The 22,104-nt window shown below is 60.6% G+C and carries 21 protein-coding genes; 10 read left to right on the plus strand and 11 right to left on the minus strand.

Annotated elements, in window-relative coordinates; genetic code table 11:
* Positions 1-29: 29 nt before the first annotated feature.
* The 8 genes from ACVWYU_RS03120 to fdhA all read left to right on the plus strand — a co-directional run bounded on the left by ACVWYU_RS03120 (position 30) and on the right by fdhA (position 10,108).
* The gene (locus tag ACVWYU_RS03120; protein WP_457371867.1) at positions 30-761 is read left to right on the plus strand and encodes a TraX family protein; all 732 of its coding nucleotides are present in this window, start codon (positions 30-32) and stop codon (positions 759-761) included.
* A 283-nt stretch (positions 762-1,044) separates the two neighbouring features.
* Positions 1,045-2,298, plus strand: a complete 1,254-nt coding sequence (glyA, locus tag ACVWYU_RS03125; protein WP_090325837.1) for a serine hydroxymethyltransferase — start codon at positions 1,045-1,047, stop codon at positions 2,296-2,298.
* A gap of 23 nt (positions 2,299-2,321) precedes the next feature.
* On the plus strand, positions 2,322-3,572 hold the full coding sequence (locus ACVWYU_RS03130; protein ID WP_007980419.1) for a sarcosine oxidase subunit beta: 1,251 nt from the start codon (positions 2,322-2,324) through the stop codon (positions 3,570-3,572).
* A gap of 14 nt (positions 3,573-3,586) precedes the next feature.
* A complete protein-coding gene (locus tag ACVWYU_RS03135) occupies positions 3,587-3,916 on the plus strand; it encodes a sarcosine oxidase subunit delta (protein WP_047534309.1) in 330 nt (109 codons plus the stop codon).
* A complete protein-coding gene (locus tag ACVWYU_RS03140) occupies positions 3,913-6,930 on the plus strand; it encodes a sarcosine oxidase subunit alpha (RefSeq protein ID WP_090325834.1) in 3,018 nt (1,005 codons plus the stop codon). Before ACVWYU_RS03135 ends, ACVWYU_RS03140 begins: the two co-directional genes overlap by 4 nt.
* A 132-nt stretch (positions 6,931-7,062) precedes the next feature.
* Complete coding sequence (locus tag ACVWYU_RS03145) at positions 7,063-7,695, plus strand: sarcosine oxidase subunit gamma (protein ID WP_090325831.1); 633 nt, start codon at positions 7,063-7,065, stop codon at positions 7,693-7,695.
* Between the two features lie 155 nt (positions 7,696-7,850).
* Positions 7,851-8,708, plus strand: coding sequence for a formyltetrahydrofolate deformylase (gene purU / locus ACVWYU_RS03150; protein ID WP_047534304.1), 858 nt, complete (start codon positions 7,851-7,853; stop codon positions 8,706-8,708).
* A 200-nt stretch (positions 8,709-8,908) separates the two neighbouring features.
* Positions 8,909-10,108 (plus strand): formaldehyde dehydrogenase, glutathione-independent, encoded by a 1,200-nt coding sequence (gene fdhA, locus ACVWYU_RS03155; RefSeq protein WP_090325828.1) that lies wholly within the window; start codon positions 8,909-8,911, stop codon positions 10,106-10,108.
* 62 nt (positions 10,109-10,170) lie between these two features.
* Here the strand turns inward: fdhA and ACVWYU_RS03160 are convergent, their stop codons facing one another.
* From ACVWYU_RS03160 to ACVWYU_RS03175, 4 genes are all read right to left on the minus strand, one after another.
* Positions 10,171-11,289: an RHS repeat-associated core domain-containing protein gene (locus ACVWYU_RS03160; RefSeq protein ID WP_457371868.1), complete on the minus strand. Its 1,119-nt coding sequence runs from the start codon at positions 11,287-11,289 to the stop codon at positions 10,171-10,173.
* Positions 11,290-11,422: 133 nt separating this feature from the next.
* Positions 11,423-12,097 (minus strand): anti-sigma factor, encoded by a 675-nt coding sequence (locus tag ACVWYU_RS03165; RefSeq protein ID WP_457371869.1) that lies wholly within the window; start codon positions 12,095-12,097, stop codon positions 11,423-11,425.
* Positions 12,094-12,738 carry an RNA polymerase sigma factor gene (locus ACVWYU_RS03170; RefSeq protein ID WP_090327580.1) on the minus strand — a complete coding sequence of 215 codons (645 nt, stop codon included), beginning with the start codon at positions 12,736-12,738 and terminating at the stop codon, positions 12,094-12,096. The genes ACVWYU_RS03165 and ACVWYU_RS03170 overlap by 4 nt, the downstream gene beginning before the upstream one ends.
* Before the next feature lie 55 nt (positions 12,739-12,793).
* Entirely contained in the window at positions 12,794-13,390 is a 597-nt protein-coding gene (locus ACVWYU_RS03175) for a fasciclin domain-containing protein (RefSeq protein ID WP_390957458.1), read from the minus strand.
* Between the two features lie 301 nt (positions 13,391-13,691).
* On the opposite strand from ACVWYU_RS03175, the gene ACVWYU_RS03180 reads away from it, so the two are divergent.
* On the plus strand, positions 13,692-14,252 hold the full coding sequence (locus ACVWYU_RS03180) for a DUF2780 domain-containing protein (RefSeq protein ID WP_457371870.1): 561 nt from the start codon (positions 13,692-13,694) through the stop codon (positions 14,250-14,252).
* Here the strand turns inward: ACVWYU_RS03180 and ACVWYU_RS03185 are convergent, their stop codons facing one another.
* A complete protein-coding gene (locus ACVWYU_RS03185) occupies positions 14,253-15,140 on the minus strand; it encodes an acyltransferase (RefSeq protein WP_457371871.1) in 888 nt (295 codons plus the stop codon).
* A 305-nt stretch (positions 15,141-15,445) separates the two neighbouring features.
* Between ACVWYU_RS03185 and rloA2 the strand changes: the two genes are divergently transcribed.
* A complete protein-coding gene (gene rloA2 / locus ACVWYU_RS03190) occupies positions 15,446-15,949 on the plus strand; it encodes a retropepsin-like aspartic peptidase RloA2 (RefSeq protein ID WP_390957455.1) in 504 nt (167 codons plus the stop codon).
* Positions 15,950-16,095: 146 nt separating this feature from the next.
* On the opposite strand, the gene ACVWYU_RS03195 is transcribed toward rloA2, so the two are convergent.
* The 6 genes from ACVWYU_RS03195 to ACVWYU_RS03220 form a co-directional block, all read right to left on the minus strand.
* The gene (locus tag ACVWYU_RS03195) at positions 16,096-16,977 is read right to left on the minus strand and encodes an RHS repeat-associated core domain-containing protein (protein ID WP_457371872.1); all 882 of its coding nucleotides are present in this window, start codon (positions 16,975-16,977) and stop codon (positions 16,096-16,098) included.
* A 192-nt stretch (positions 16,978-17,169) separates the two neighbouring features.
* Entirely contained in the window at positions 17,170-18,270 is a 1,101-nt protein-coding gene (locus tag ACVWYU_RS03200; RefSeq protein ID WP_457371873.1) for an RHS repeat-associated core domain-containing protein, read from the minus strand.
* A gap of 102 nt (positions 18,271-18,372) precedes the next feature.
* Positions 18,373-19,002, minus strand: coding sequence for a glutathione S-transferase (locus ACVWYU_RS03205; RefSeq protein WP_248916661.1), 630 nt, complete (start codon positions 19,000-19,002; stop codon positions 18,373-18,375).
* Between the two features lie 190 nt (positions 19,003-19,192).
* Positions 19,193-20,491 (minus strand): MFS transporter, encoded by a 1,299-nt coding sequence (locus tag ACVWYU_RS03210; RefSeq protein WP_090325807.1) that lies wholly within the window; start codon positions 20,489-20,491, stop codon positions 19,193-19,195.
* Between the two features lie 287 nt (positions 20,492-20,778).
* Positions 20,779-20,958 carry a hypothetical protein gene (locus tag ACVWYU_RS03215; protein WP_457371874.1) on the minus strand — a complete coding sequence of 60 codons (180 nt, stop codon included), beginning with the start codon at positions 20,956-20,958 and terminating at the stop codon, positions 20,779-20,781.
* Positions 20,955-22,085: a PepSY-associated TM helix domain-containing protein gene (locus ACVWYU_RS03220; RefSeq protein WP_457371875.1), complete on the minus strand. Its 1,131-nt coding sequence runs from the start codon at positions 22,083-22,085 to the stop codon at positions 20,955-20,957. The genes ACVWYU_RS03215 and ACVWYU_RS03220 overlap by 4 nt, the downstream gene beginning before the upstream one ends.
* Between the last annotated feature and the right edge of the window lie 19 nt (positions 22,086-22,104).

Raw genomic sequence — 22,104 nt, forward strand, 5'->3', positions numbered from 1 at the left:
GGGGATGCCGGGCAATTATGCACCTGGCGATGCACATGACACAGCGGCAGTTAAAGCCGCGTGACGGTGCACTCGATTTGCTCAAGTGGCTGGCGCTGCTGAGCATGGTGCTCGACCACCTGCGCTATGTCGGTTATTCCGTCGATCTGCTGTATGTGCCGGGGCGCCTGGCGTTCCCGTGGTTTTGCCTGGCGATGGCGGCGAATCTGGCGCGCGCGCCAATCGTGAACACCCAGGGGCAATGGCGCTATCTGGGCTGGTTGCTGCTGTTCAGCGCGCTGAGCGAAGGGCCTTACCGGATGTACATTCCCGATCCCGACACCTTGAACGTGTTGCCCACCCTGGCCTTGGGCCTGCTGGTGGCACGGGGCTGGCAAACGCGGGGGCTTCAGGCGCGACTGTTGGCGGTTGTCGCTCTGCTGCTGGCGGTCGTGTTCTGGTCGCGATTGATGTTCGGCTTCTTTGGTGTGCTGTTGCCGCTGGCGCTGTTGCTGGTGATCCGTCGTCCCTGGTATTTCGCGCTGTTGCCGGGGCTGGTTTGTCTGGCGGCCAATCAGTGGCAAGTGCTGTATTACGCCGCACGGCTGGGCAACCCCGCGGCCCTTCCGGCCATCGTCACCTGCCTGATCGCGCCCTGGCTGGGGCTGTTCTTGTTGCGACATGCCAAGGGCGTAAAACCACCACCGATGCGGCGTTGGGCTTATGCCCTCTATCCGGTGCATTTCCTTGTGCTGCTACTCGTCCGCCAGTTCGCCGTATAACCCTGTGGGCGCTGGCTTGCCAGCGATAGCGGTGGACCCGTCGCCATCAAGGCTGGATGTGACGCCGTCATCGCTGGCAAGCCAGAGCCCACAGGGTTTCTCACTGATTTGAGAAGAGTGCCCGCCCCGTCATTTCCCGCCATGTCGTAAACGCACCTTTACGTGGCGTCCGTAGGCATTTGGCCTGCCTGCGCCGGTCATACCATCGCTATCAAAGGGCACTGCCGAAACACCGGTGCCTTACCGAGACGAATGGCGCATAGATGCCGCTGGGAGAGACGCGATGTTCAGCAAGCAAGACCAGATCCAGGGTTACGACGATGCACTGCTGGCGGCGATGAATGCCGAGGAGCAACGTCAGGAAGATCACATCGAGCTGATCGCGTCGGAGAACTACACCAGCAAACGGGTCATGCAGGCCCAGGGCAGCGGCCTGACCAACAAATACGCCGAAGGCTATCCGGGCAAGCGCTACTACGGTGGCTGCGAGCACGTGGACAAGGTTGAAGCCCTGGCCATCGAACGCGCCAAGCAACTGTTCGGCGCCGACTACGCCAACGTGCAGCCGCACTCCGGCTCTTCTGCCAACAGCGCCGTGTACCTGGCCCTGATTCAGCCAGGCGATACCATTCTCGGCATGAGCCTGGCCCACGGCGGTCACCTGACCCACGGTGCCAAAGTGTCGTCCTCGGGCAAGCTGTACAACGCGGTGCAGTACGGCATCGATACCAAGACCGGTCTGATCGACTACGACGAAGTCGAGCGTCTGGCCGTCGAGCACAAGCCGAAGATGATCGTCGCCGGCTTCTCCGCCTACTCCAAGACCCTGGACTTCCCCCGCTTCCGTCAGATCGCCGACAAGGTCGGTGCACTGCTGTTCGTCGACATGGCTCACGTGGCCGGTCTGGTTGCCGCCGGTCTGTACCCGAACCCGCTGCCGTACGCTGATGTGGTCACCACCACCACCCACAAGACCCTGCGCGGTCCACGTGGCGGCCTGATCCTGGCCAAGGCCAACGAAGAGATCGAGAAAAAGCTCAACGCCGCGGTATTCCCCGGCGCCCAGGGCGGCCCGCTGATGCACGTGATCGCCGGTAAGGCGGTGTGCTTCAAGGAAGCGCTGGAGCCAGGCTTCAAGGCCTACCAGCAACAAGTCATCGATAACGCCCAGGCCATGGCCGGCGTATTTATCAAACGCGGCTACGATGTAGTGTCCGGCGGCACCGATAACCACCTGTTCCTGGTCAGCCTGATCCGTCAGGGCCTCACCGGCAAAGACGCGGATGCAGCACTCGGTCGCGCCCACATCACCGTGAACAAGAACGCTGTCCCGAACGACCCGCAGTCGCCGTTCGTGACCTCCGGCCTGCGCATCGGCACCCCGGCGGTAACGACCCGTGGCTTCAAGGTCGCTCAGTGCACCGAGCTGGCTGGCTGGATCTGCGACATCCTCGACAACCTCGGCGATGCCGATGTCGAGGCCAACGTCGCCAAGCATGTGGCAGCCCTGTGCGCGGACTTCCCGGTTTATCGCTGAGTGCGGTTTTGGAGTAAATGACTATGCAACGCTACTCGGGCTTCGGCCTCTTCAAACACTCTCTCAGCCACCACGAAAACTGGCAGCGGATGTGGCGCACGCCGACCCCTAAAAAGGTCTACGACGTGGTCATCGTCGGCGGTGGCGGGCATGGTCTGGCGACCGCCTACTACCTGGCCAAGGAGCACGGCATCACCAACGTGGCCGTGGTCGAAAAAGGCTGGCTGGGCGGCGGTAACACCGCGCGCAACACCACCATCGTTCGCTCCAACTACCTGTGGGACGAGTCGGCGCACCTGTACGAACACGCGATGAAGCTGTGGGAAGGCCTGTCCCAGGACCTGAACTACAACGTGATGTTCTCCCAGCGCGGCGTCTACAACCTGTGCCATACCCTGCAGGACATCCGTGATTCCGAGCGTCGGGTCAGCGCCAACCGCCTCAACGGCGTCGATGGCGAACTGCTCGACGCCAAGCAAGTGGCCGACGAGATTCCGTACCTCGACTGCTCGAAGAACACCCGCTACCCGGTGATGGGCGCTACCGTCCAGCGTCGCGGCGGCGTGGCCCGTCACGATGCCGTGGCCTGGGGCTTTGCCCGGGCCGCCGACGCACTGGGCGTGGACCTGATCCAGCAGACCGAAGTGATCGGTTTCCGCAAGGAAAACGGCGTGTGCATCGGTGTCGAAACCAACAAGGGCTTCATCGGCGCCAAGCGCGTCGGCGTGGTCACCGCCGGTAACTCCGGGCACATGGCCAAGCTGGCCGGTTTCCGTCTGCCGATCGAATCCCATCCGCTGCAAGCGCTGGTGTCCGAGCCGATCAAGCCGATTATCGACAGCGTGATCATGTCCAACGCCGTACACGGTTACATCAGCCAGTCCGACAAGGGCGACCTGGTGATCGGCGCCGGTATCGACGGCTACAACGGCTACGGCCAGCGTGGTTCGTACCCGGTGATCGAACACACCATCCAGGCCATCGTCGAAATGTTCCCGGTGCTGTCGCGCGTACGCATGAACCGTCAGTGGGGCGGCATCGTCGACACCACGCCGGATGCATGCCCGATCATCTCGAAAACCCCGGTACCGAACATGTTCTTCAACTGCGGTTGGGGCACCGGTGGCTTCAAGGCAACACCTGGCTCGGGCAACGTGTTTGCCGCGAGTCTGGCCAAGGGTGAAATGCACCCGTTGGCCGCACCTTTCTCCATCGACCGTTTCCACAACGGTGCGTTGATCGATGAACACGGCGCTGCTGCGGTTGCCCACTAACAGGAGAAATCCCCATGTTGCATATCTTCTGTCCTCACTGCGGCGAACTGCGCTCCGAAGAGGAATTCCACGCATCCGGCCAGGCGCACATCCCGCGTCCACTGGATCCGAACAGCTGCACCGACGAGGAGTGGGGCGACTACATGTTCTTCCGCGACAACCCTCGCGGTCTGCACCATGAACTGTGGATTCACGCCGCCGGTTGCCGTCAGTACTTCAACGCCACCCGCGACACCGTGACCTACGAGATTCTCGAAACCTACAAGATCGGCACCAAGCCACAATTCACCGACAAGACCGATAGCCCGAAAGCGGCCAGCACGGCTCTGGGAGAGAAGGTATGAGCCAGATCAATCGCCTGTCCAATGGCGGACGGATCGACCGCAACAAAGTCCTGACGTTCTCCTTCAACGGCCAGAGCTACAAAGGCTTCGAAGGCGACTCACTGGCCGCTGCACTGCTGGCCAATGGCGTTGACATCATTGGTCGCAGCTTCAAGTATTCCCGTCCGCGCGGCATCTTCGCCGCCGGTGCCGAAGAGCCGAACGCCGTGCTGCAGATCGGCGCTACCGAAGCCACGCAGATCCCGAACGTACGCGCCACGCAACAAGCGCTGTACCAAGGCCTGGTCGCCACCAGCACCAACGGCTGGCCAAGCGTGAACAACGACATGATGGGGATCCTCGGCAAGGTCGGCGGCAAGCTGATGCCGCCGGGCTTCTACTACAAAACCTTCATGTACCCGCAATCGTTCTGGATGACTTACGAGAAGTACATTCGTAAGGCCGCCGGTCTTGGCCGTTCGCCGACCGAGAACGATCCGGACACCTATGACTACATGAACCAGCACTGCGACGTGCTGATCGTCGGCGCCGGCCCTGCGGGTCTGGCCGCTGCACTGGCGGCTGCACGCAGTGGCGCCCGGGTGATCCTGGCTGATGAGCAGGAAGAGTTCGGCGGCAGCCTGCTCGACTCCCGCGAAAGCCTCGACGGCAAGCCTGCCCTTGAATGGGTCGCCAGCGTCATCGCCGAGCTGAAGAACACCCCGGACGTGCTGCTGTTGCCGCGCGCCACGGTCAACGGCTATCACGACCATAACTTCCTGACCATTCACGAGCGCCTCACCGATCACCTCGGCGACCGTGCCCCGATTGGCCAGGTGCGTCAGCGCATCCACCGCGTTCGCGCCAAGCGTGTCGTGCTGGCAACCGGCGCTCACGAACGTCCGCTGGTCTACGGCAACAACGACGTGCCGGGCAACATGCTGGCCGGTGCTGTCTCGACGTATGTACGCCGTTACGGCGTGGCGCCGGGCAAGAAGCTTGTCCTGAGTACCAACAACGACCACGCCTACCGTGTGGCCCTGGATTGGCTCGACGCCGGCCTGCAAGTCGTGGCCGTCGCTGATGCTCGCAGCAACCCGCGTGGGGCGCTGGTGGAAGAAGCACGCGCCAAGGGCATCCGCATCCTCACCGGCAGCGCCGTGATCGAAGCCCGTGGCAGCAAGCGCGTAACCGCTGCCCGCGTGGCCGCGATCGATGTCAAAGGACACAAGGTCACCAGCCCTGGCGAATGGCTCGAGTGCGACCTGGTCGCCAGTTCCGGCGGCTACAGCCCGGTGGTTCACCTGGCTTCGCACCTGGGCGGCAAGCCGATCTGGCGTGAAGACATCCTCGGTTTCGTACCGGGTGAAGCACCGCAGAAACGCGTGTGCGTCGGTGGCATCAACGGCGTCTATGGCCTGGGCGATTCCCTGGCGGACGGTTTTGAAGGCGGCGTGCGCGCGGCCAGCGAAGCCGGTTTCGGCCCGGTCGAAGCGACGCTGCCCAAGGCCCTGACCCGTCTGGAAGAGCCGACTCTGGCGCTGTTCCAGGTGCCCCATGAAAAGAACACCGCACGGGCGCCGAAGCAATTCGTCGACCTGCAGAACGACGTCACCGCCGCCGCCATCGAACTGGCGACCCGCGAGGGCTTCGAGTCGGTCGAGCACGTCAAGCGCTACACCGCGCTGGGCTTCGGCACCGACCAGGGCAAGCTCGGTAACGTCAACGGCCTGGCGATTGCCGCCCGTTCGCTGAACGTGACCATCCCGCAGATGGGCACCACCATGTTCCGCCCGAACTACACGCCGGTGACATTCGGCGCCGTGGCCGGTCGTCACTGTGGGCACATCTTCGAGCCTGTGCGTTTCACCGCTCTGCATCACTGGCACCTGAAAAATGGCGCCGAGTTCGAAGACGTCGGTCAGTGGAAACGTCCCTGGTACTTCCCGAAATCCGGTGAAGACATGCATGCCGCGGTCAAGCGTGAATGCAAAGCCGTGCGCGACAGCGTCGGCCTGCTGGACGCGTCGACCCTGGGCAAGATCGACATCCAGGGCCCGGATGCGCGTGAGTTCCTCAACCGCATCTACACCAACGCCTGGACCAAGCTCGATGTGGGCAAGGCGCGTTACGGCCTGATGTGCAAAGAAGACGGCATGGTGTTCGACGACGGCGTGACCGCCTGCCTGGCCGACAACCATTTCGTCATGACCACCACCACGGGCGGCGCCGCACGCGTGCTGCAATGGCTGGAGATCTACCAACAGACCGAATGGCCAGACCTGAAGGTGTACTTCACGTCCGTGACCGACCACTGGGCGACCATGACCCTGTCCGGGCCGAACAGCCGCAAGCTGCTCAGTGAAGTCACCGACATCGACCTGAGCAACGAAGCCTTCCCGTTCATGACCTGGAAAGAAGGTCTGGTCGGTGGCGTGCCGGCGCGGGTGTTCCGGATTTCGTTTACCGGTGAGCTGTCGTACGAAGTCAACGTGCAGGCCGACTATGCGATGGGTGTGCTGGAGAAGATTGTCGATGCCGGCAAGAAGTACAACCTGACGCCCTATGGCACCGAAACCATGCACGTGCTGCGGGCCGAGAAGGGCTTCATCATCGTCGGTCAGGACACCGACGGCTCGATGACCCCGGACGACCTGAACATGGGCTGGTGCGTGGGTCGCACCAAACCGTTCTCGTGGATCGGCTGGCGTGGCATGAACCGCGAAGACTGCGTGCGTGATCAACGCAAACAGCTGGTCGGCCTGAAACCGATCGATCCGACCAAATGGCTGCCGGAGGGTGCGCAACTGGTGTTCAACACCAAGCAAGCGATCCCGATGACCATGGTCGGTCACGTGACCTCCAGCTACGCGCACAACTCCCTGGGCTATTCGTTTGCCATGGGTGTGGTCAAGGGCGGCCTGAACCGCATGGGCGAGCGTGTGTTTGCGCCACTGGCGGACGGTAGCGTGATCGAAGCGGAGATCGTTTCTTCGGTGTTCTTCGATCCGAAAGGCGAACGCCAGAACGTTTGACACCACAGTACCTGTGGGAGCGTGGCTTGCCCGCGATAGCGTCAGACCTGACAACACAACAGTGACTGACCTATCGCTATCGCGGGCAAGCCCGCTCCCACAGGGATTACGAATTCAGGAAAAAGGTGCTTTATGACCGCAGCCAATGTTTACCAACAACGCCCAACCTCCGGGGCCAAGGCCGAGTCGTCGCTGCATCATGCCGACCTCGCCAGCCTGGTGGGCAAGGGTCGCAAGAACGCCGGCGTGACCGTGCGTGAGAAAAAACTCCTCGGTCACCTGACCATCCGTGGCGATGGCCATGACGCGGCGTTCGCTGCCGGCGTGCACAAGGCCCTGGGCATCGAACTGCCGGGCGCGCTGACCGTTATCGTCAAAGGCGAAACCAGCCTGCAATGGATGGGGCCGGATGAATGGCTGCTGATCGTGCCGACCGGTGAAGAGTTCGCCGCCGAGAAAAAACTGCGTGAAGCGCTGGGCAAGCTGCACATCCAGATCGTCAACGTCAGCGGCGGGCAGCAGATCCTCGAACTGAGCGGCCCGAATGTGCGCCAGGTGCTGATGAAGTCCACCAGCTACGACGTGCACCCCAACAACTTCCCGGTGGGCAAGGCGGTTGGCACGGTGTTCGCCAAGTCGCAACTGGTGATCCGTCACACCGCCGAAGACACCTGGGAACTGCTGATTCGTCGCAGTTTCTCGGATTACTGGTGGTTGTGGTTGCAGGATGCAGCGGCTGAGTACGGGCTGAGCGTTCAGGCCTGACCACAACCGACCTTGCAGGAGCGAGCTTGCTCGCGATGGACTTGAGGGCGGCGCGTCGTATCAGTGAGAACGCGTCATCGTTAACGTCCATCGCGAGCAGGCTCGCTCCTACAGCAAGCCGTTTCGCTTATCGATGTCTCAGGAGTCACCGCACTATGAGCCGCGCCCCAGACACATGGATTCTGACCGCTGACTGCCCCAGCGTCCTCGGCACGGTGGACGCGGTGACGCGCTTTCTGTTCGAGCAGGGCTGCTACGTCACCGAACACCATTCCTTCGATGACCGGCTTTCGGGCCGTTTCTTCATTCGCGTGGAGTTCCGTCAGCCCGACGGTTTCGACGAGCAGTCTTTCCGCGCGGGCTTGCAGGCCCGCGGTGAAGCCTTCGGCATGGCCTTCGAGCTGACCCCGCCGCACTACCGGCCGAAAGTGGTGATCATGGTGTCCAAGGCCGATCACTGCCTCAACGACCTGCTCTACCGCCAGCGCATCGGCCAGTTGTCGATGGACGTGGTTGCGGTGGTGTCGAACCACCCGGACCTCAAGCCCTTGGCGGACTGGCACCAGATTCCGTATTACCACTTCCCGCTGGACCCGAACGACAAGCCGTCCCAGGAGCGTCAGGTCTGGCAGGTGATCGAAGAGTCCGGCGCCGAACTGGTGATCCTTGCCCGCTACATGCAAGTGTTGTCGCCGGAGCTGTGCCGCAAACTCGACGGCAAGGCGATCAACATTCATCACTCGCTGCTGCCGGGTTTCAAGGGCGCCAAGCCGTACCACCAGGCTTACAACAAGGGCGTGAAACTGGTCGGCGCGACCGCGCACTACATCAACAACGACCTCGACGAAGGGCCAATCATCGCCCAGGGCGTCGAGGTGGTGGATCACAGTCATTACCCCGAAGATCTGATCGCCAAGGGACGGGATATCGAAGGCCTGACCCTGGCGCGGGCCGTTGGTTATCACATTGAGCGACGGGTGTTCCTCAACGCCAATCGTACGGTCGTTCTTTAGATCGCCATCGCTGGCAAGCCAGCTCCCACAGGGTTTTATGCCGTTCGCAGAATTTGCGTACACCCCGTCCACTGTGGGAGCTGGCTTGCCAGCGATGAGGCCCTTACAAGCAAGACAAGAAACAGCATCTGTACCCGAGCACTTAACGCGCTGCCTGCCTGGGCAACGCGGTTCCATAAAAACAACAGCGAGGTGAAAGCATGTCTGGCAATCGTGGTGTGGTGTATCTCGGCGCTGGCAAGGTCGAAGTACAGAAAATCGACTATCCGAAAATGCAGGACCCGCGCGGTCGCAAGATCGAGCACGGGGTCATTCTCAAAGTGGTTTCCACCAACATCTGCGGCTCCGACCAACACATGGTGCGCGGCCGTACCACGGCACAAACCGGCCTGGTGCTGGGCCACGAGATCACCGGTGAAGTGGTCGAGAAAGGCAGTGACGTCGAGAACCTGAAAATCGGCGACCTGGTGTCCGTGCCGTTCAACGTGGCTTGCGGGCGCTGCCGTTCCTGCAAGGAAATGCACACCGGCGTGTGCCTGAGCGTCAACCCGGCCCGTCCGGGCGGTGCTTATGGTTATGTCGACATGGGCGACTGGACCGGTGGCCAGGCCGAATACGCCATGGTGCCGTACGCCGACTTCAACCTGCTGAAACTGCCGGACCGCGACCGGGCCATGGAGAAAATCCGTGACCTGACCTGCCTTTCCGACATCCTGCCGACCGGTTACCACGGCGCCGTGACGGCAGGCGTTGGCCCTGGCAGCACCGTGTACATCGCCGGTGCCGGTCCGGTCGGCCTGGCGGCTGCCGCTTCGGCTCGCCTGCTGGGTGCGGCGGTGGTGATCGTCGGTGACGTCAACACCGTGCGCCTGGCTCACGCCAAGGCCCAGGGTTTCGAAATCGCCGACCTGTCCCTGGACACCCCGCTGCACGAACAGATCGCCGCGCTGCTGGGTGAACCGGAAGTGGATTGCGCCATTGACGCCGTAGGCTTCGAAGCCCGCGGCCACGGCCATGACGGCGTGAAACACGAAGCCCCGGCCACCGTCCTCAACTCGCTGATGGGCGTGGTACGTGTGGCCGGCAAGATCGGCATTCCTGGCCTCTATGTCACCGAAGATCCGGGTGCCGTCGACGCCGCCGCGAAATTGGGCAGCCTGAGCATCCGCTTCGGTCTGGGCTGGGCCAAATCCCACAGCTTCCACACCGGCCAGACCCCGGTGATGAAGTACAACCGCCAGCTGATGCAGGCGATCATGTGGGACCGCATCAACATTGCCGAAGTGGTGGGCGTGCAGGTGATCAGCCTGGATCAGGCGCCGCAGGGCTATGGCGAGTTCGATGCCGGCGTGCCGAAGAAGTTTGTGATTGATCCGCACAAGATGTTTAGTGCGGCGTAAGGCTTGAGGCAAAACAAGAACGGCGACCTTCGGGTCGCCGTCTCTGTGTATTGTCATTCCGATTATTTCTTTCTTAGTTGCAGCATTCTTTTTTCGAAGAACTCCGTGCGCAAGTCATCTAAGGGGATTAGGAAACTTCCTTGAGCATATGTTTCAGCGTTAGCGCGGATGTTACGGCTAATGCGTTGGCCTGCAAATTGGATGGCGTTGTGTTCATGTGCTGACGTAGGGTATCCGGTAGGTGGCATCTGCATCACCGCCGTCATTTGTTCATTAGGCACACCAATGGTCGTATCGACCCAGCTTTGGAGATCTGCCCTGGATCTTCCAGTGGGTAACCTATTTATGTTCTGAGTTGAGAAATGAGATTCCGAGTGAGAACTTCCAGGTGGGGGACGATGAGGAACAGAAGGGGCGATAGAGGTGTCGACGCTGCTATACGATTGAACACTTGCGTACCCGTACCCGGATGAAGGCAGCCCTGAAGAACTTTCTGCTCCAGCATTTGAATAAATCGAAGAGGATTTCGTGGATGTTGATTTGTTCGGGGCTTGCTGCGTCTGCGTAGTTTTTTTGTACGCCGTGTTTGCTCGAGCCATACGCGGTGTTCTGAGCCCTAAAAAATTCAAGAAGCCTTTCCACGGATTTCCAAAATGTCCTGTCGGATCACTCCGATTCACCGGATCCCCCACACAGTACCCATACGCATTCAACCCCCCCTTCCCAAACGGACTCCAACTGTCCGGACTGTTAAACCGCATCAACACCGTATTAAACGCTCGATAACCATTACCCAGGAAATACCAACCCGTAAGCGGATCCCGCCTTTCGCCGTTGAAACCGAGCAGGCTGAGCAAGGCGTTCTGCCAATGACGATGCCCGTAAGGTGTGTAGACCAGCGCATGCCGCGCAACGGTGTCGAGCAGGTTCAGCACCGAGCGTTGCTGGTCCGTGGCCAGGAGGTGGGTGTGCATGGCGGTGGTTTGGCGCTCTCGCTGCGCGAGCAGTTGATCCTCGTGCTGCATGATCGAACGCTGCACGGCGCCCTGGATCTCGGTGGTCAGGCGGTCTTTCAGGTAGAAGCGCTGAGCGCTTGCCTGCGCCGAGGGCGTGCTGGCGGCCAGTCGATCCAGCGGGTCGTAGTGGTAGCGGCACAACACGGTGGCGCGATTGGACGGCATGGTGAGGGCTCCCTGAAATATCCGGCCATTCAGGGTTTCACTGTGGCGCAATCGGCCAGGGCTGCCTACTAGCAGAACTGATAGTAGAGCTGTACTTGCGCAGTGTTCACAGGTCCTTGTGGCGAGGGGGCCATTACAACGCCGCCAACGCCCCTTGGTACAACACCGGCCCTGTCGGTTGCCCGGTCGGCGAACCGCCCTTCGGCTCCAGACTGACCGCCAATGCAATCGGTTTGCCGATCAGTGCTTTCTGCGCGTCGCTCAGTTCAACCTTGCCTTTGCCGCCCGCCGGGATCACCCCGAGGGAAACCGGTTTGCCGTCGGCCGGTATCGCCCACAGTTCCAGGCTTTGCTGCGGTGTGATCGCCGCCAATGCCAGCGGTTCGACTTGCAGGTAATCGGCGTGCGCCTGGACCCGCAGTGCCGGCTGCGCATCGGCGCTGGCCAGGGTTGCGCTGTAGCGCACGTCGTCGCGGGTGTAGATCATGCCGATGGTCACGGCGATCACCAGCGTGGCAATCGCCGCTGTTGCCCGCAGCCAGTTCCAGAACGGGCGTTTGTGCGGCAAGTGCAGGACCTGCGGTTCGATGCGCGCGGTAATGCCTTTCCACACGCGATCCGGCACCGGTTGCTCAGGCAGCGTATCGGTGAGGCTGGCAAGGCTTTGCTGCCATTGCGCCAATTCCACGCGTAGTGCCGCGTCTTCCAGCAGCAGTTGTTCGAAGCGTCGACGCGCGGCCGAGGGCATCAGACCGATGGCGTAATCGGCAGCGAGGGCGCGGCGCAGGGATGGCGTTTGATAGTTCATGATTCGAGGCACCTGCGCAGGCGTTCCATGCCACGGCGGATCCAGGATTTCACCGACCCCAGCGGCGCCGCCAGGTGTTCAGCCAGTTCGGCGCCGGACATTCCCTGAAAGTAGGCGATGGTGATCGATTGGCGCTGCATGCCTTCGAGGCTGTCCAGGCAGCGCTTCAGGGCGCTGGCCTCGCGTGCACTGCTCAACTGTTCGTGGGCCGATGGGGTTTCATCCACCAGTGATTGTTCTTCGAGATCGCTCAACGGCCGATCACGGTGTTTGCGCAGCTGGTCGATGGCCTGATTGCGGGTGATGTTGATCATCCAGGTCAACGGCGCCGACAGATGCGGTTCGTAGCGCGAGGCGTTGTTCCAGATCCGCACGAAGCTTTCCTGCAGCACTTCTTCGGCCAGGTCCGGGCGCCCCATGAAACGCAGGGCCACGCCATGCAAGCGCGGGCCTACGCTGCGGTAAAGCGTCTCGAACGCGCGGCGGTCACCCAGTGAGCACTGGGCCAGGAGCTGCCTGAGCTGATCGGCGTCGGCGATGGAAATAGCGGTTCTCCAGGCAATCAAGTCGGCGATGGTCGGCGGCGTAGGGTGCCGGTTGCAGGCAGAGGTTAGTTCACGGTGCGCAGTTGTTCCATTCACCAGCGGATACCCCGGAAAAACCGCCGGCCCCCAGGCACGGGGCCGGCGACATGGCTCAGCTTTTCGGCATCAGGACTTTGTCGATGACCTGAATTACGCCGTTGGACTGGTACACGTCATAGGTGGTGATGTCGGCGACGTCGCCTTTTTCATCCTTGATCGTGATGTTGTGCGGGCCGTTCATCGTTGCCCATAGCTTGCCGCCCGCGACGGTGGTGAGTTCGGTCTTGCCGCCGCCTGCCTTGATCTTCTCGGCCAGGGTCATCATGTCGAGTTTGCCGGCGACCACGTGGTAAGTGAGGATCTTGGTCAGGGTGGCTTTGTTTTCCGGTTTCAGCAGGGTGTCGACGGTGCCGGCGGGCAGGGCGGTAAATGCCGAATTGACCGGAGCGAAAACGGTGAACGGGCCTTTGCCCTTGAGGGTGTCGACCAGACCCGCGGCCTTCACGGCGGCGACCAGGGTGGTGTGGTCGGCGGAATTGACCGCGTTATCGACGATGTCTTTGCTCGGCAGCATGCTTTGGCCACCGACCATCACGCTGTCGTGGCTCATGGTGGCGGCTTGCGCGGTGGTGGTCAGGGCGAAGGTGCCGCCAAGGGCCAGGGTCAGCAGGCTGGCAATCAACGGTGTTTTGATCGAGGTGCGTATCATGGTGATGATCCTTTTGGGGGAGAATCGGCCAGGAATGTCTGTCCGTGCTTGATATACGGGCGTGGGGGCAAGCCGGATGCAGCACCGGGAAAATATTGTGATGAACCTGATCCCTGTAGGAGCGAGCCTGCTCGCGATGGAATCCAGGACAACGCGTTGACTCAGGAAGTACGCGTTATCGTTGGCGTCCATCGCGAGCCGGCTCGCTCCTACAGGGGCGGGAACAATGTCGGGGGATACCAGTCCAACACACAGCTTTTCACCGCCCACTGCCGGGCGGTTTTTCATAGGGGATGTCTGGATGAAGATTTCACGCGCTTTTGCACTGGCTTCGTTGATGAGTCTGGCGGCCAGCCCGGTCTTCGCTCAGTTCAGCCTGGGCGATGCCGCCAACGCCATTTCGGGGATGCAGGGCGGTAACGCAGCCACTGATGTTGCACCGACGCCGCAGACAGCCGACCTGCTGGGGGCGCTCAGCCAGTTGAACGTAACCCCGCAACAAGTGATCGGTGGCACCGGAGCGATGCTGGCGTTGGCGAAAAATCAGCTGAGTTCGACCGACTATTCGGAACTGGCCAGGAGTGTGCCGGGAATCGACAGCCTGTCGGGTGGTGGCGAATTGGGTTTGCTCACCGGTTTGCTCGGTGCAACCGGCAAGGCGGCAGGGCTGGATAATGCCTTGGGCAACGTCAAGGACACCAACGACTTGAATAACGCCTTCAGCACGCTGGGCATGGACAGCGGCATGGTCGGTATGTTTGCCCCGGTGATCCTGCAATACCTCGGTCAGCAAGGTGTTACCGGTTCGCTGTTGCAAAGCCTGGGCGGCATCTGGGGGACCGGCATCGGCACCGGCAGTTGATCAACGGCTCTCGCCGCGCAATGCGTCGATGCGCCGGTCCTTCTCGATCCAGAGCTGGTTGACCCAGTTCTGGATGTCTTCGCGAAACCGCGGATCGTTTTCGTAATCGCCCTGCCACAGTGCCGGGTCGAGTTCGCGGGTCTTGATGTCGATGATGACCCTTGGCACGTTGCCGCTGATCAAATCCCAGAACCCCGGAATTCCCTGCTGCGGATACACCACCGTGACGTCGAGAATCGCATCCAGCTGTTCGCCCATTGCCGCCAGCACAAACGCCACGCCACCCGCCTTGGGTTTGAGCAAGTGAGTGAAGGGTGACTGCTGCTGAGCGCTTTTCGCTGCGGTGTAGCGAGTGCCTTCCAGATAATTGACCACCGTCACCGGCTGGCGCTTGAACAATTCGCAGGCCTGCCTGGTGATCTCCAGATCCTTGCCGGCCAGCTCCGGGTGCCTGGCCAGAAACGCCTTGGAGTAGCGCTTCATGAACGGGTAATCCAGCGCCCACCAGGCCAGGCCCAGGAACGGCACCCAGATCAGCTCTTTCTTGAGGAAGAATTTGAAGAAGGGTGTGCGTCGGTTCAGCGTCTGGATCAACGCCGGAATGTCGACCCAGGACTGGTGGTTGCTGATGACCAGGTAGGAGGTGTCGCGACGCAGGTCGTCACCGCCGCGTATATCCCATTGGGTGGGGATGCACAGACGGAAGATCAGCTTGTCGATTTCCGACCAGGTCTCGGCGATCCACATCACCGACCAGGAGGCGTAATCGCGAAATCGGCCGGGCAGGATCAGTTTGAGCAAGGCAAACACCATCAAGGGCCCGATCAGGACCAGGGTGTTGAGTAACAGCAGCAGGGTGACGAAACAGCCGGTGAGCAGGCGGCGCATAGGTAACTCTTGAAAGCGTTTGGGCGCGCCATGATAAGCAGCTTCGGGCGGCAGGCCAAATCGGCTGATGACGAATGTTTCACCCTTGGATGGGTAGGCTGGGTGGGAAAATCCGGTCCCATCACGATGTACATGGCACCGGCGCCTTCGCGGGCAAGCCCGCTCCCACGGTGGATTGCGGTGTTTTTGAGTCACACAAGACCCTGTGGGAGCGCGGCTTGCCCGCGAAGCGATTTCAAGAACGAACGAATTGCCCGCTGAGGGTCTAAAATTTCGCTGCCCCATTTATCCAGGACGCCCATCACGTGAAATCCTTCCTCGCACTGTTGTCCCTTTTAGCCCTGCCGGTGCTGGCCGCCGAGCCCACCCTGTATGGGCGTTACGAATACATCGCGCTGCCGGAAATCGGCGGTGAAGTGCTCAAGGCGAAAATGGACACCGGCGCCCTGACGGCGTCGCTGTCGGCCAAGGACATCGAAACCTTTACCCGAGATGGCGAGAACTGGGTGCGTTTCCGCCTCGCCACCAAGGATGCCAGCAACAAGGTCTACGAACACAAGGTCGCGCGGATCAGCAAGATCAAGACCCGTTCCGAAGAGGACGAAGACGAAGAAACCGCCGCGCCGACCAAGCGCCCGGTGGTCGAGCTGGAATTGTGCCTGGGCAACGTCAAGCGCACGGTTGAGGTCAACCTGACGGATCGCAGCAACTTCAACTATCCGTTGCTGATCGGCGCCAAGGCCCTGCGCGAGTTTGGCGCGGCGGTGAATCCGGCGAGAAGGTTTACGGCGGACAAGCCGGATTGTTAAGAAGGTAATGGAATAAATATTGGCGTTATCATCTGCGGGGTTGCGAATGTCCCGATGCCCGCAAGCGGGCGATCAGGATCGCCCGCTTGTGTCATTGACTTGATACTCGATGGATCTTCCTTGGAAGGCGGCTTGGTTTAGCGATTTTAAGGTTGACGTATTTGTTCAATATTCGGGGTGGTGGGAGGATTCATCCGTTGGGGCCTCGGGATTCGTAGGGAGGGGGATCTGTGAGGTATTGGTGGGGGAGTAACTCTGCTGGATATCGGGCGAGGGGTTGCGGAGTGCCTAAAGCTGTACATTCCTCCGAGTCCAACGCCTAATAAAAGGCTTGATCCAAGTAAAAGTGCTGTGTTTGAGGTTTCATCCAACTCAACGGTTGCCTCTACTATAAGCCCGGCTGAGCCGGCTAATGTTGCCATTGCCGAAGCCTTGAGCATTGTAGGTTTGGCAAAATTCTGCAGGCTACTGCCAATTTGCTTGAGCAACGCGAGAAATGAAAAATGTCCGGTCGGATCGCGTCGTCCAATCGGATCGCCCTTGCAATACGCATACGCATTCAACCCGCCCTCCCCAAACGGACTCCAACTGTCCGGGCTGTTGAATCGCATCAACACCGGATTAAACGCTCGATAGCCATTACCCAGGAAATACCAACCCGTGAGCGGATCCCACCGTTCGCCGTTGAAACCGAGCAGGCTGAGCAAGACGTTCAGCCAATGATGCCCGTAAGGTGTGTAGACGAGCGGATGCCGCTGAGTGGCGCCGAGCAGGTTCAGCACAGAGCGTTGTTGGTCCGTGGCCAGGAGCTGGGTTTGCACGGCGGCGGTTTGGCGTTCTCGCTGCGCCAGCAGGTGATCCTCGTGCTGAATGATCGACCGCTGCACGGCGCCCTGGATCTCGGTGGTCAAGCGGTCTTTCAGATAGAAGCGCTGAGTGATTGCCTGCGCCGAGGGCGTGCTGGCGGCCAGTCGATTCAGCGCATCGTAGTGATAGTGGCACAGCACAGTGGCCTGATTGGATGGCATGGTGAGGGCTCCTGAAATACCCGACAAGTCAGGCTTTCACTGTGGCGCAATCGGCAAGGGCTGCCTACTAGCAGAACTGATAGGGTCACAACGCTACCAGCGTTCTCTGATAGAACGCTGGTCTGTTGGCGGCCAGGTTGGCGAATGGCCTTTCGGTTGAAGATTGATCGCCAGCAGCAGTCGGGCTGCCCATCAGCGACTTCCGCGCCGGATCATTCGCATGTCGCCATTAGGGCGTACCTCGCGGATCCATCCTTTATCCGGGGCTGGTGTTTTTGACTCTTTTCCCAAGGAAATAGAATGACGGTAAGTTATTTGTGTTCTCTGGTGGCGCGTAAAGTAAATCGATTGGGCCGTAATAGAGCTAGTTGGGTTGTAAGAGTAGTTTGAAGCGGTATGTGTGTCGTAAAGAGTTTGTGCCGTTTCTACGCTGATTCGTTTTGTTGCTTCGGCGCTGCTGATGCCCTGGATTTTCCCCAGGCCAACTTGGATTGTTTTGTCCAATGGTGTCGCTGACTTGTGGGGGTTGAAAATATGAGGTGAGTTGCCCTTTAAATAAACCTTGAAGTTGTGTTCGGATGCTTGGTCGATTTTGGGTTTTATTACTTTTGAGGTGAGTCGCAAGCTATTCATGTCCTGGCTTGGCAGGTATTTTGATAGTTTGTGGAAGATGTCCTGGTTTAAGTCTTCGAATGTTGTACGGGGTTCAGGTTTTGTAGATTTGAATAATTTACTTACAGCACCGAGGAAAGATTTAAATACATGCCCATCTGGATCCACACGGTTCGTTGGATCCCCCCCGCAATACCCATACGCATTCAATCCCCCCTCCCCAAACGGACTCCAACTGTCCGGACTGTTAAACCGCATCAACACTGTGCTGAATTGCCGATACCCGTTGCCCAGGTGGTAGTCCCCGGTCAGCGGGTCCGGTTGTTCGCCGTTGAACCCGCGCCGGCTGAGCAGTCTATGGAGCGCTGGATGATGGCCATAAGGGGTATACGCGAGGGGATGTGGCCCGGAGGCGTCGAGGGCGTTGAGCACGGAACGTTGCTGATCGGTCGCCAGTAACGTAGCGGTCACGTTTGCTTCGAGATGATTTCGTTGCGCCAGCAGATGGTCGCCATGCTGAAGGATGCTCCAGCGCGCACTGCCCTGGATTTCAGTGGTCAATCGGCCATCGCAATGGAAACGCTGGATGACCGGTTGTTGAGGCAGTGTGCAGCCGCTCTGACGGTCCAGCGGGTCGTAGTGGTAGCGGCACAGCAGGGTTGCATGAGGTGGATTGGGCATGGGTTGAGCTCCGTGCAGGGGCCGGTTGGCCGAACCTTGAGCATCGGAGCTTTTTCAGTGTTTGCCCACTAGCAGAACTGCTAGTGCGTTAGCGTCGGCAGGTTAAACCTTCGGCATCGTGGCTATCATCGAAGGCCGCTGGCTCACCTCGAAATACCACGCCGCCAGCTGCGGATTCGTATCACGCCAAGCCAGGTCCGGATGGCGCAAGTCCAGGTAACCCAGGGCACAGGCCACGCTGATCGCCGCCACATCGAAATGGCTAGTCAGTTCGGCGATCGCGTCTTTTTCCAGCAAAGCCAGGGCGCGGCGGATTTTGTCGCGCTGACCGTCGAGCCATTCATCCCAGTGTTTTTCCGGGGCGCGCAGGGCCACTTCGTAACGGATCAGAACGGCGGCGTCCATGATGCCGTCCGCCATGGAGGCCAGCGTCAGGCGTCGCCAGCGGGCGGAGCCCTCACGGGGAATCAGCGGGTTGCCGACGTGCTGGTGGTCGAGATAGTCGAGGATCACCCGGCTGTCGTGGATGACGTTGCCGTCGTCCAGACGCAGCGCGGGGATCTTGCCCAACGGGTTGTCTTCGTTGAGGGTCAGGTCGGGACTGACCGGCGTCAGTACGCTGGTCTGCAAGGCCACGCGGTCCTGTTGACCGGTTTCGTGCAGCAGCACCATGACTTTACGCACGAAGGGCGAGAGAGGGTTGTGGTACAGGGTCATGCTCGGGGTGGACATGGCAGTGACTCGGTCGGTGGCGGTGTCACGCAGCATAACGTGTGGAGGCGATAGCTCAAGATCACCGTCACCTGTAGGAGCGAGCCTGCTCGCGAAAAACCTGAGTGCGCCGAGCGGTGTCAGGTGCCCGGCGTCATCGTTATCGGCCATCGCGACGATTCGACAGGCTCGCTCCTACAGGGTTTGCGTTTTAGCTGGCGGGTTGCAGCGTCTGCGCGGCTTCAGGGCCTGAAACTGCCTGAGGCTTGAGCTCGCGAGCAACGGTCCAGACGATGAACGCTGCCACGATGTCGAAAATCGCCAGCACCACGAACAGCGGGCTGTAGCCGATCTTGGTCACCATCACGCCAAACACCAAGGTAAAGGCGGCCGCACCCAGGTAGCCGAACATGCCACCCATGCCCGTGGCGGTGGCCACTTCGTTTTTGCCGAACGAGTCGGAGGTGATGGCGTACAGCGCGCCGGACAAGGTCTGGTGAGCGAAACCACCGATGCACAGCAACGCGATGGCAGTGTACGGGCTGGCGACCAGGCCGATGCACGCCGGGCCGATCATGCACGAGGCGCCGAACAGCAGGACCATTTTGCGCGAGGTGAACAACGACACTTTGCAGTACTTGTGGAAGAACGGGCTCAGGTAGCCGCCGAGCACGCAGCCCAGATCAGCGGCGAGGAACGGCAGCCAGGCGAACATCGCGATTTCCTTGATGTTCATGTGGCGCTCGGTCATCAGGTACAGCGGAATCCACGCGTTGAAGGTCTGCCAGGCGGGCTCGGAGAGCATCCGGGCACTGGCGATGGCGTAGAAGTTGCGGCTGCCGATGATCTTCTTCCAGCTGCCCTTTTTGTGGGTGGTGTCTTTGAAGTGATCTTCCTGGCCGCTGAGGATGTAGTCGCGCTCTTCATCGCTCAGGCGTTTTTGATCGCGCGGATGTTTGTAGAGGATCATCCACAGGAACGTCCAGGCCACGCCCAGACCACCCACGATCAGGAACGCCAGCTCCCAACCGCTGTGCAAGATGGCCCAGACCACCAGAGGCGGTGCCAGCACGGCGCCAATCGACGAGCCGATGTTGAACCAGCCGATGGCCACCGAGCGCTCTTTGGCCGGGAACCATTCAGTGGAAGTCTTGACCGCCGCCGGCAAACCGGCCGCTTCCGTCAGGCCGAGCAGGCCGCGGACAAACGCCAGTCCCTGCCAGCCCGTCGCCAGTGCCGCCAGCGCGCAGGCGATCGACCAGGCGAAGGCAAAAATGGCGAAGCCCATTTTGGTACCGATGGCATCGATGATGTAGCCGGCGACCGGTTGCATGAACGCATAGCAAAGCTGCCAGGCGACGACGATGTGCGAGTACTGCTCGGTGGAGATGTTCATTTCGCTCATCAGGGTCGGAGCGGCCACTGAGAGGGTATTGCGCGCCAGGTAGTTGACCATCAGGCCGGCAGTCACCAGACCGACCATCCACCAACGGATGCCTTTGACTTTCATCACTTCACCATTCTTTATTTTTGGATTTTTTGGTGTTGCCGTTGTTGTAGGTTGTCGTACAACATGCGTCTTTATAGAAGCACACAGGCTAAAGTGTCAACAAATATGTCAGAGGATTTGCAGTGTGAGGCGACCGGCGGAATAGAGGGTCATCGTATGACTTGTAGGGGCGAGCCTGTCGAATCGTCGCACCGTCGCGATGGTCGTCAACGATGACGCGGGGAGCCTGATGCTCCGCAGCGTATTCGAGTGCACCGCGAGCAAGCTCGCTCCTACAGGGGGGCGCGTCAATTGCGTTGCAACAACCCTCGCAGGCCAAGCGCAGCGGGGATGCCGAGGCCCAGCCAGCTCAGGGCATCCCAAATGCCATCGCCCAGCAGCGCGGCAAACAACCCGGCGGCGCTGAACAGAGCGATGACGGCGGGAGTCGCGAAGACCTTCCAGAAGTTCGACTGCCGGGGCCTCATGCCATGCTCTCCGCTTTTTCCAGCAGCGGTTTCGCGGCTCTGCGCCGTACCACCCAAAGGTAAACCCCGCTGCCGAGCACGATGATCGTCAGCACATCCAGGGTCGCCCAGAGGATTTTCATCGGCAGGCCGCCGTAGTCACCGAAGTGCAGTGGCTGCGACATGCCCATGGCGTCCATGTACCACGGGCGTTCGGCCACGGCTGTGACTTGCAGGGTGCTGGCATCGATCAGCACTGGCGTCAGCAGGTGCGAAGTCAGGTGCGTGCTGCCTTTCATGAACACCGCGTAATGGTGCTCGCTGGAGAAGCGGGTGCCGGGGAAGGCGATGAAGTCTGGCTGCATGTCTGACGCGACTTCATTGGCGATGTCCAGCAACCGGGTAGCGGGCGCCCGTTGTGTCAGCGGCGGGGCGTCGCGGTACGGCGCGATCATTGCGCTGAGGCTGTCGTTGCGCCAGGCGGCGATCAGCAAGTCGGCGCAGGCGCTGATGACCCCGGTCACGCCGACCACCAAGGCCCAGGTCAGGGTCACCACACCGATCAGGTTGTGCAAGTCGAGCCAGCGCAGGCGGGTGGATTTGTCCTGGCGCACGGTGGCGAATTTCAAGCGCCGCATGAAGGGCAGATACAGCACGGTGCCGGAGATGATCGCCACCACGAACAGGATGCCCATGAATGCCAGCAGTAACTTACCCGACAGCCCGGCGAACAGGTCCACATGCAGGCGCAGCAGGACCATCATCAAGCCGCCGTTGGCCGACGGCATCTCCAGCGCCTGGCCGGTGCGGGCGTCGAGCATGAAGGTGTGGGAGGCGTTGGGTTCGGTTCCGGCCGTGGGCGCCATGATCGCGATCACGGCGTCGGGCTCATCGTCCTCGAAACCGAAATACTGCACGACGTCGCCGGGGCGATGCTTTTCGGCGGCCTGCACCAACTGCTGCAAGTTCAGGTGCGGGGTGTCCTCAGGCATAACCTTCAGCTCGGCGGCATCGCCCAGAAAATGGTCGATCTCGTGATGGAAAATCAGCGGCAGGCCGGTCAGGGCCAGCATCAGCAGGAACACCGTGCAGATCAGGCTGCTCCAGGTGTGCACGGCGGACCAGCGGCGAATTGTTTTGCTTTTCATTTCATGGCCTTCGGATATA

This window comes from Pseudomonas sp. TE12234 (assembly GCF_054061835.1).

Bases quoted from the DNA above. Each gene is read 5' to 3' on its own strand.
- ACVWYU_RS03120 (WP_457371867.1), top strand. From the start codon at position 30: ATGCACATGACACAGCGGCAGTTAAAGCCGCGTGACGGTGCACTCGAT.
- glyA (WP_090325837.1), top strand. From the start codon at position 1,045: ATGTTCAGCAAGCAAGACCAGATCCAGGGTTACGACGATGCACTGCTG.
- ACVWYU_RS03130 (WP_007980419.1), top strand. From the start codon at position 2,322: ATGCAACGCTACTCGGGCTTCGGCCTCTTCAAACACTCTCTCAGCCAC.
- ACVWYU_RS03135 (WP_047534309.1), top strand. From the start codon at position 3,587: ATGTTGCATATCTTCTGTCCTCACTGCGGCGAACTGCGCTCCGAAGAG.
- ACVWYU_RS03140 (WP_090325834.1), top strand. From the start codon at position 3,913: ATGAGCCAGATCAATCGCCTGTCCAATGGCGGACGGATCGACCGCAAC.
- ACVWYU_RS03145 (WP_090325831.1), top strand. From the start codon at position 7,063: ATGACCGCAGCCAATGTTTACCAACAACGCCCAACCTCCGGGGCCAAG.
- purU (WP_047534304.1), top strand. From the start codon at position 7,851: ATGAGCCGCGCCCCAGACACATGGATTCTGACCGCTGACTGCCCCAGC.
- fdhA (WP_090325828.1), top strand. From the start codon at position 8,909: ATGTCTGGCAATCGTGGTGTGGTGTATCTCGGCGCTGGCAAGGTCGAA.
- ACVWYU_RS03160 (WP_457371868.1), bottom strand. From the start codon at position 11,289: ATGCCGTCCAATCGCGCCACCGTGTTGTGCCGCTACCACTACGACCCG.
- ACVWYU_RS03165 (WP_457371869.1), bottom strand. From the start codon at position 12,097: ATGAACTATCAAACGCCATCCCTGCGCCGCGCCCTCGCTGCCGATTAC.
- ACVWYU_RS03175 (WP_390957458.1), bottom strand. From the start codon at position 13,390: ATGATACGCACCTCGATCAAAACACCGTTGATTGCCAGCCTGCTGACC.
- ACVWYU_RS03180 (WP_457371870.1), top strand. From the start codon at position 13,692: ATGAAGATTTCACGCGCTTTTGCACTGGCTTCGTTGATGAGTCTGGCG.
- ACVWYU_RS03185 (WP_457371871.1), bottom strand. From the start codon at position 15,140: ATGCGCCGCCTGCTCACCGGCTGTTTCGTCACCCTGCTGCTGTTACTC.
- ACVWYU_RS03195 (WP_457371872.1), bottom strand. From the start codon at position 16,977: ATGCCATCCAATCAGGCCACTGTGCTGTGCCACTATCACTACGATGCG.
- ACVWYU_RS03200 (WP_457371873.1), bottom strand. From the start codon at position 18,270: ATGCCCAATCCACCTCATGCAACCCTGCTGTGCCGCTACCACTACGAC.
- ACVWYU_RS03205 (WP_248916661.1), bottom strand. From the start codon at position 19,002: ATGTCCACCCCGAGCATGACCCTGTACCACAACCCTCTCTCGCCCTTC.
- ACVWYU_RS03210 (WP_090325807.1), bottom strand. From the start codon at position 20,491: ATGAAAGTCAAAGGCATCCGTTGGTGGATGGTCGGTCTGGTGACTGCC.
- ACVWYU_RS03215 (WP_457371874.1), bottom strand. From the start codon at position 20,958: ATGAGGCCCCGGCAGTCGAACTTCTGGAAGGTCTTCGCGACTCCCGCC.
- ACVWYU_RS03220 (WP_457371875.1), bottom strand. From the start codon at position 22,085: ATGAAAAGCAAAACAATTCGCCGCTGGTCCGCCGTGCACACCTGGAGC.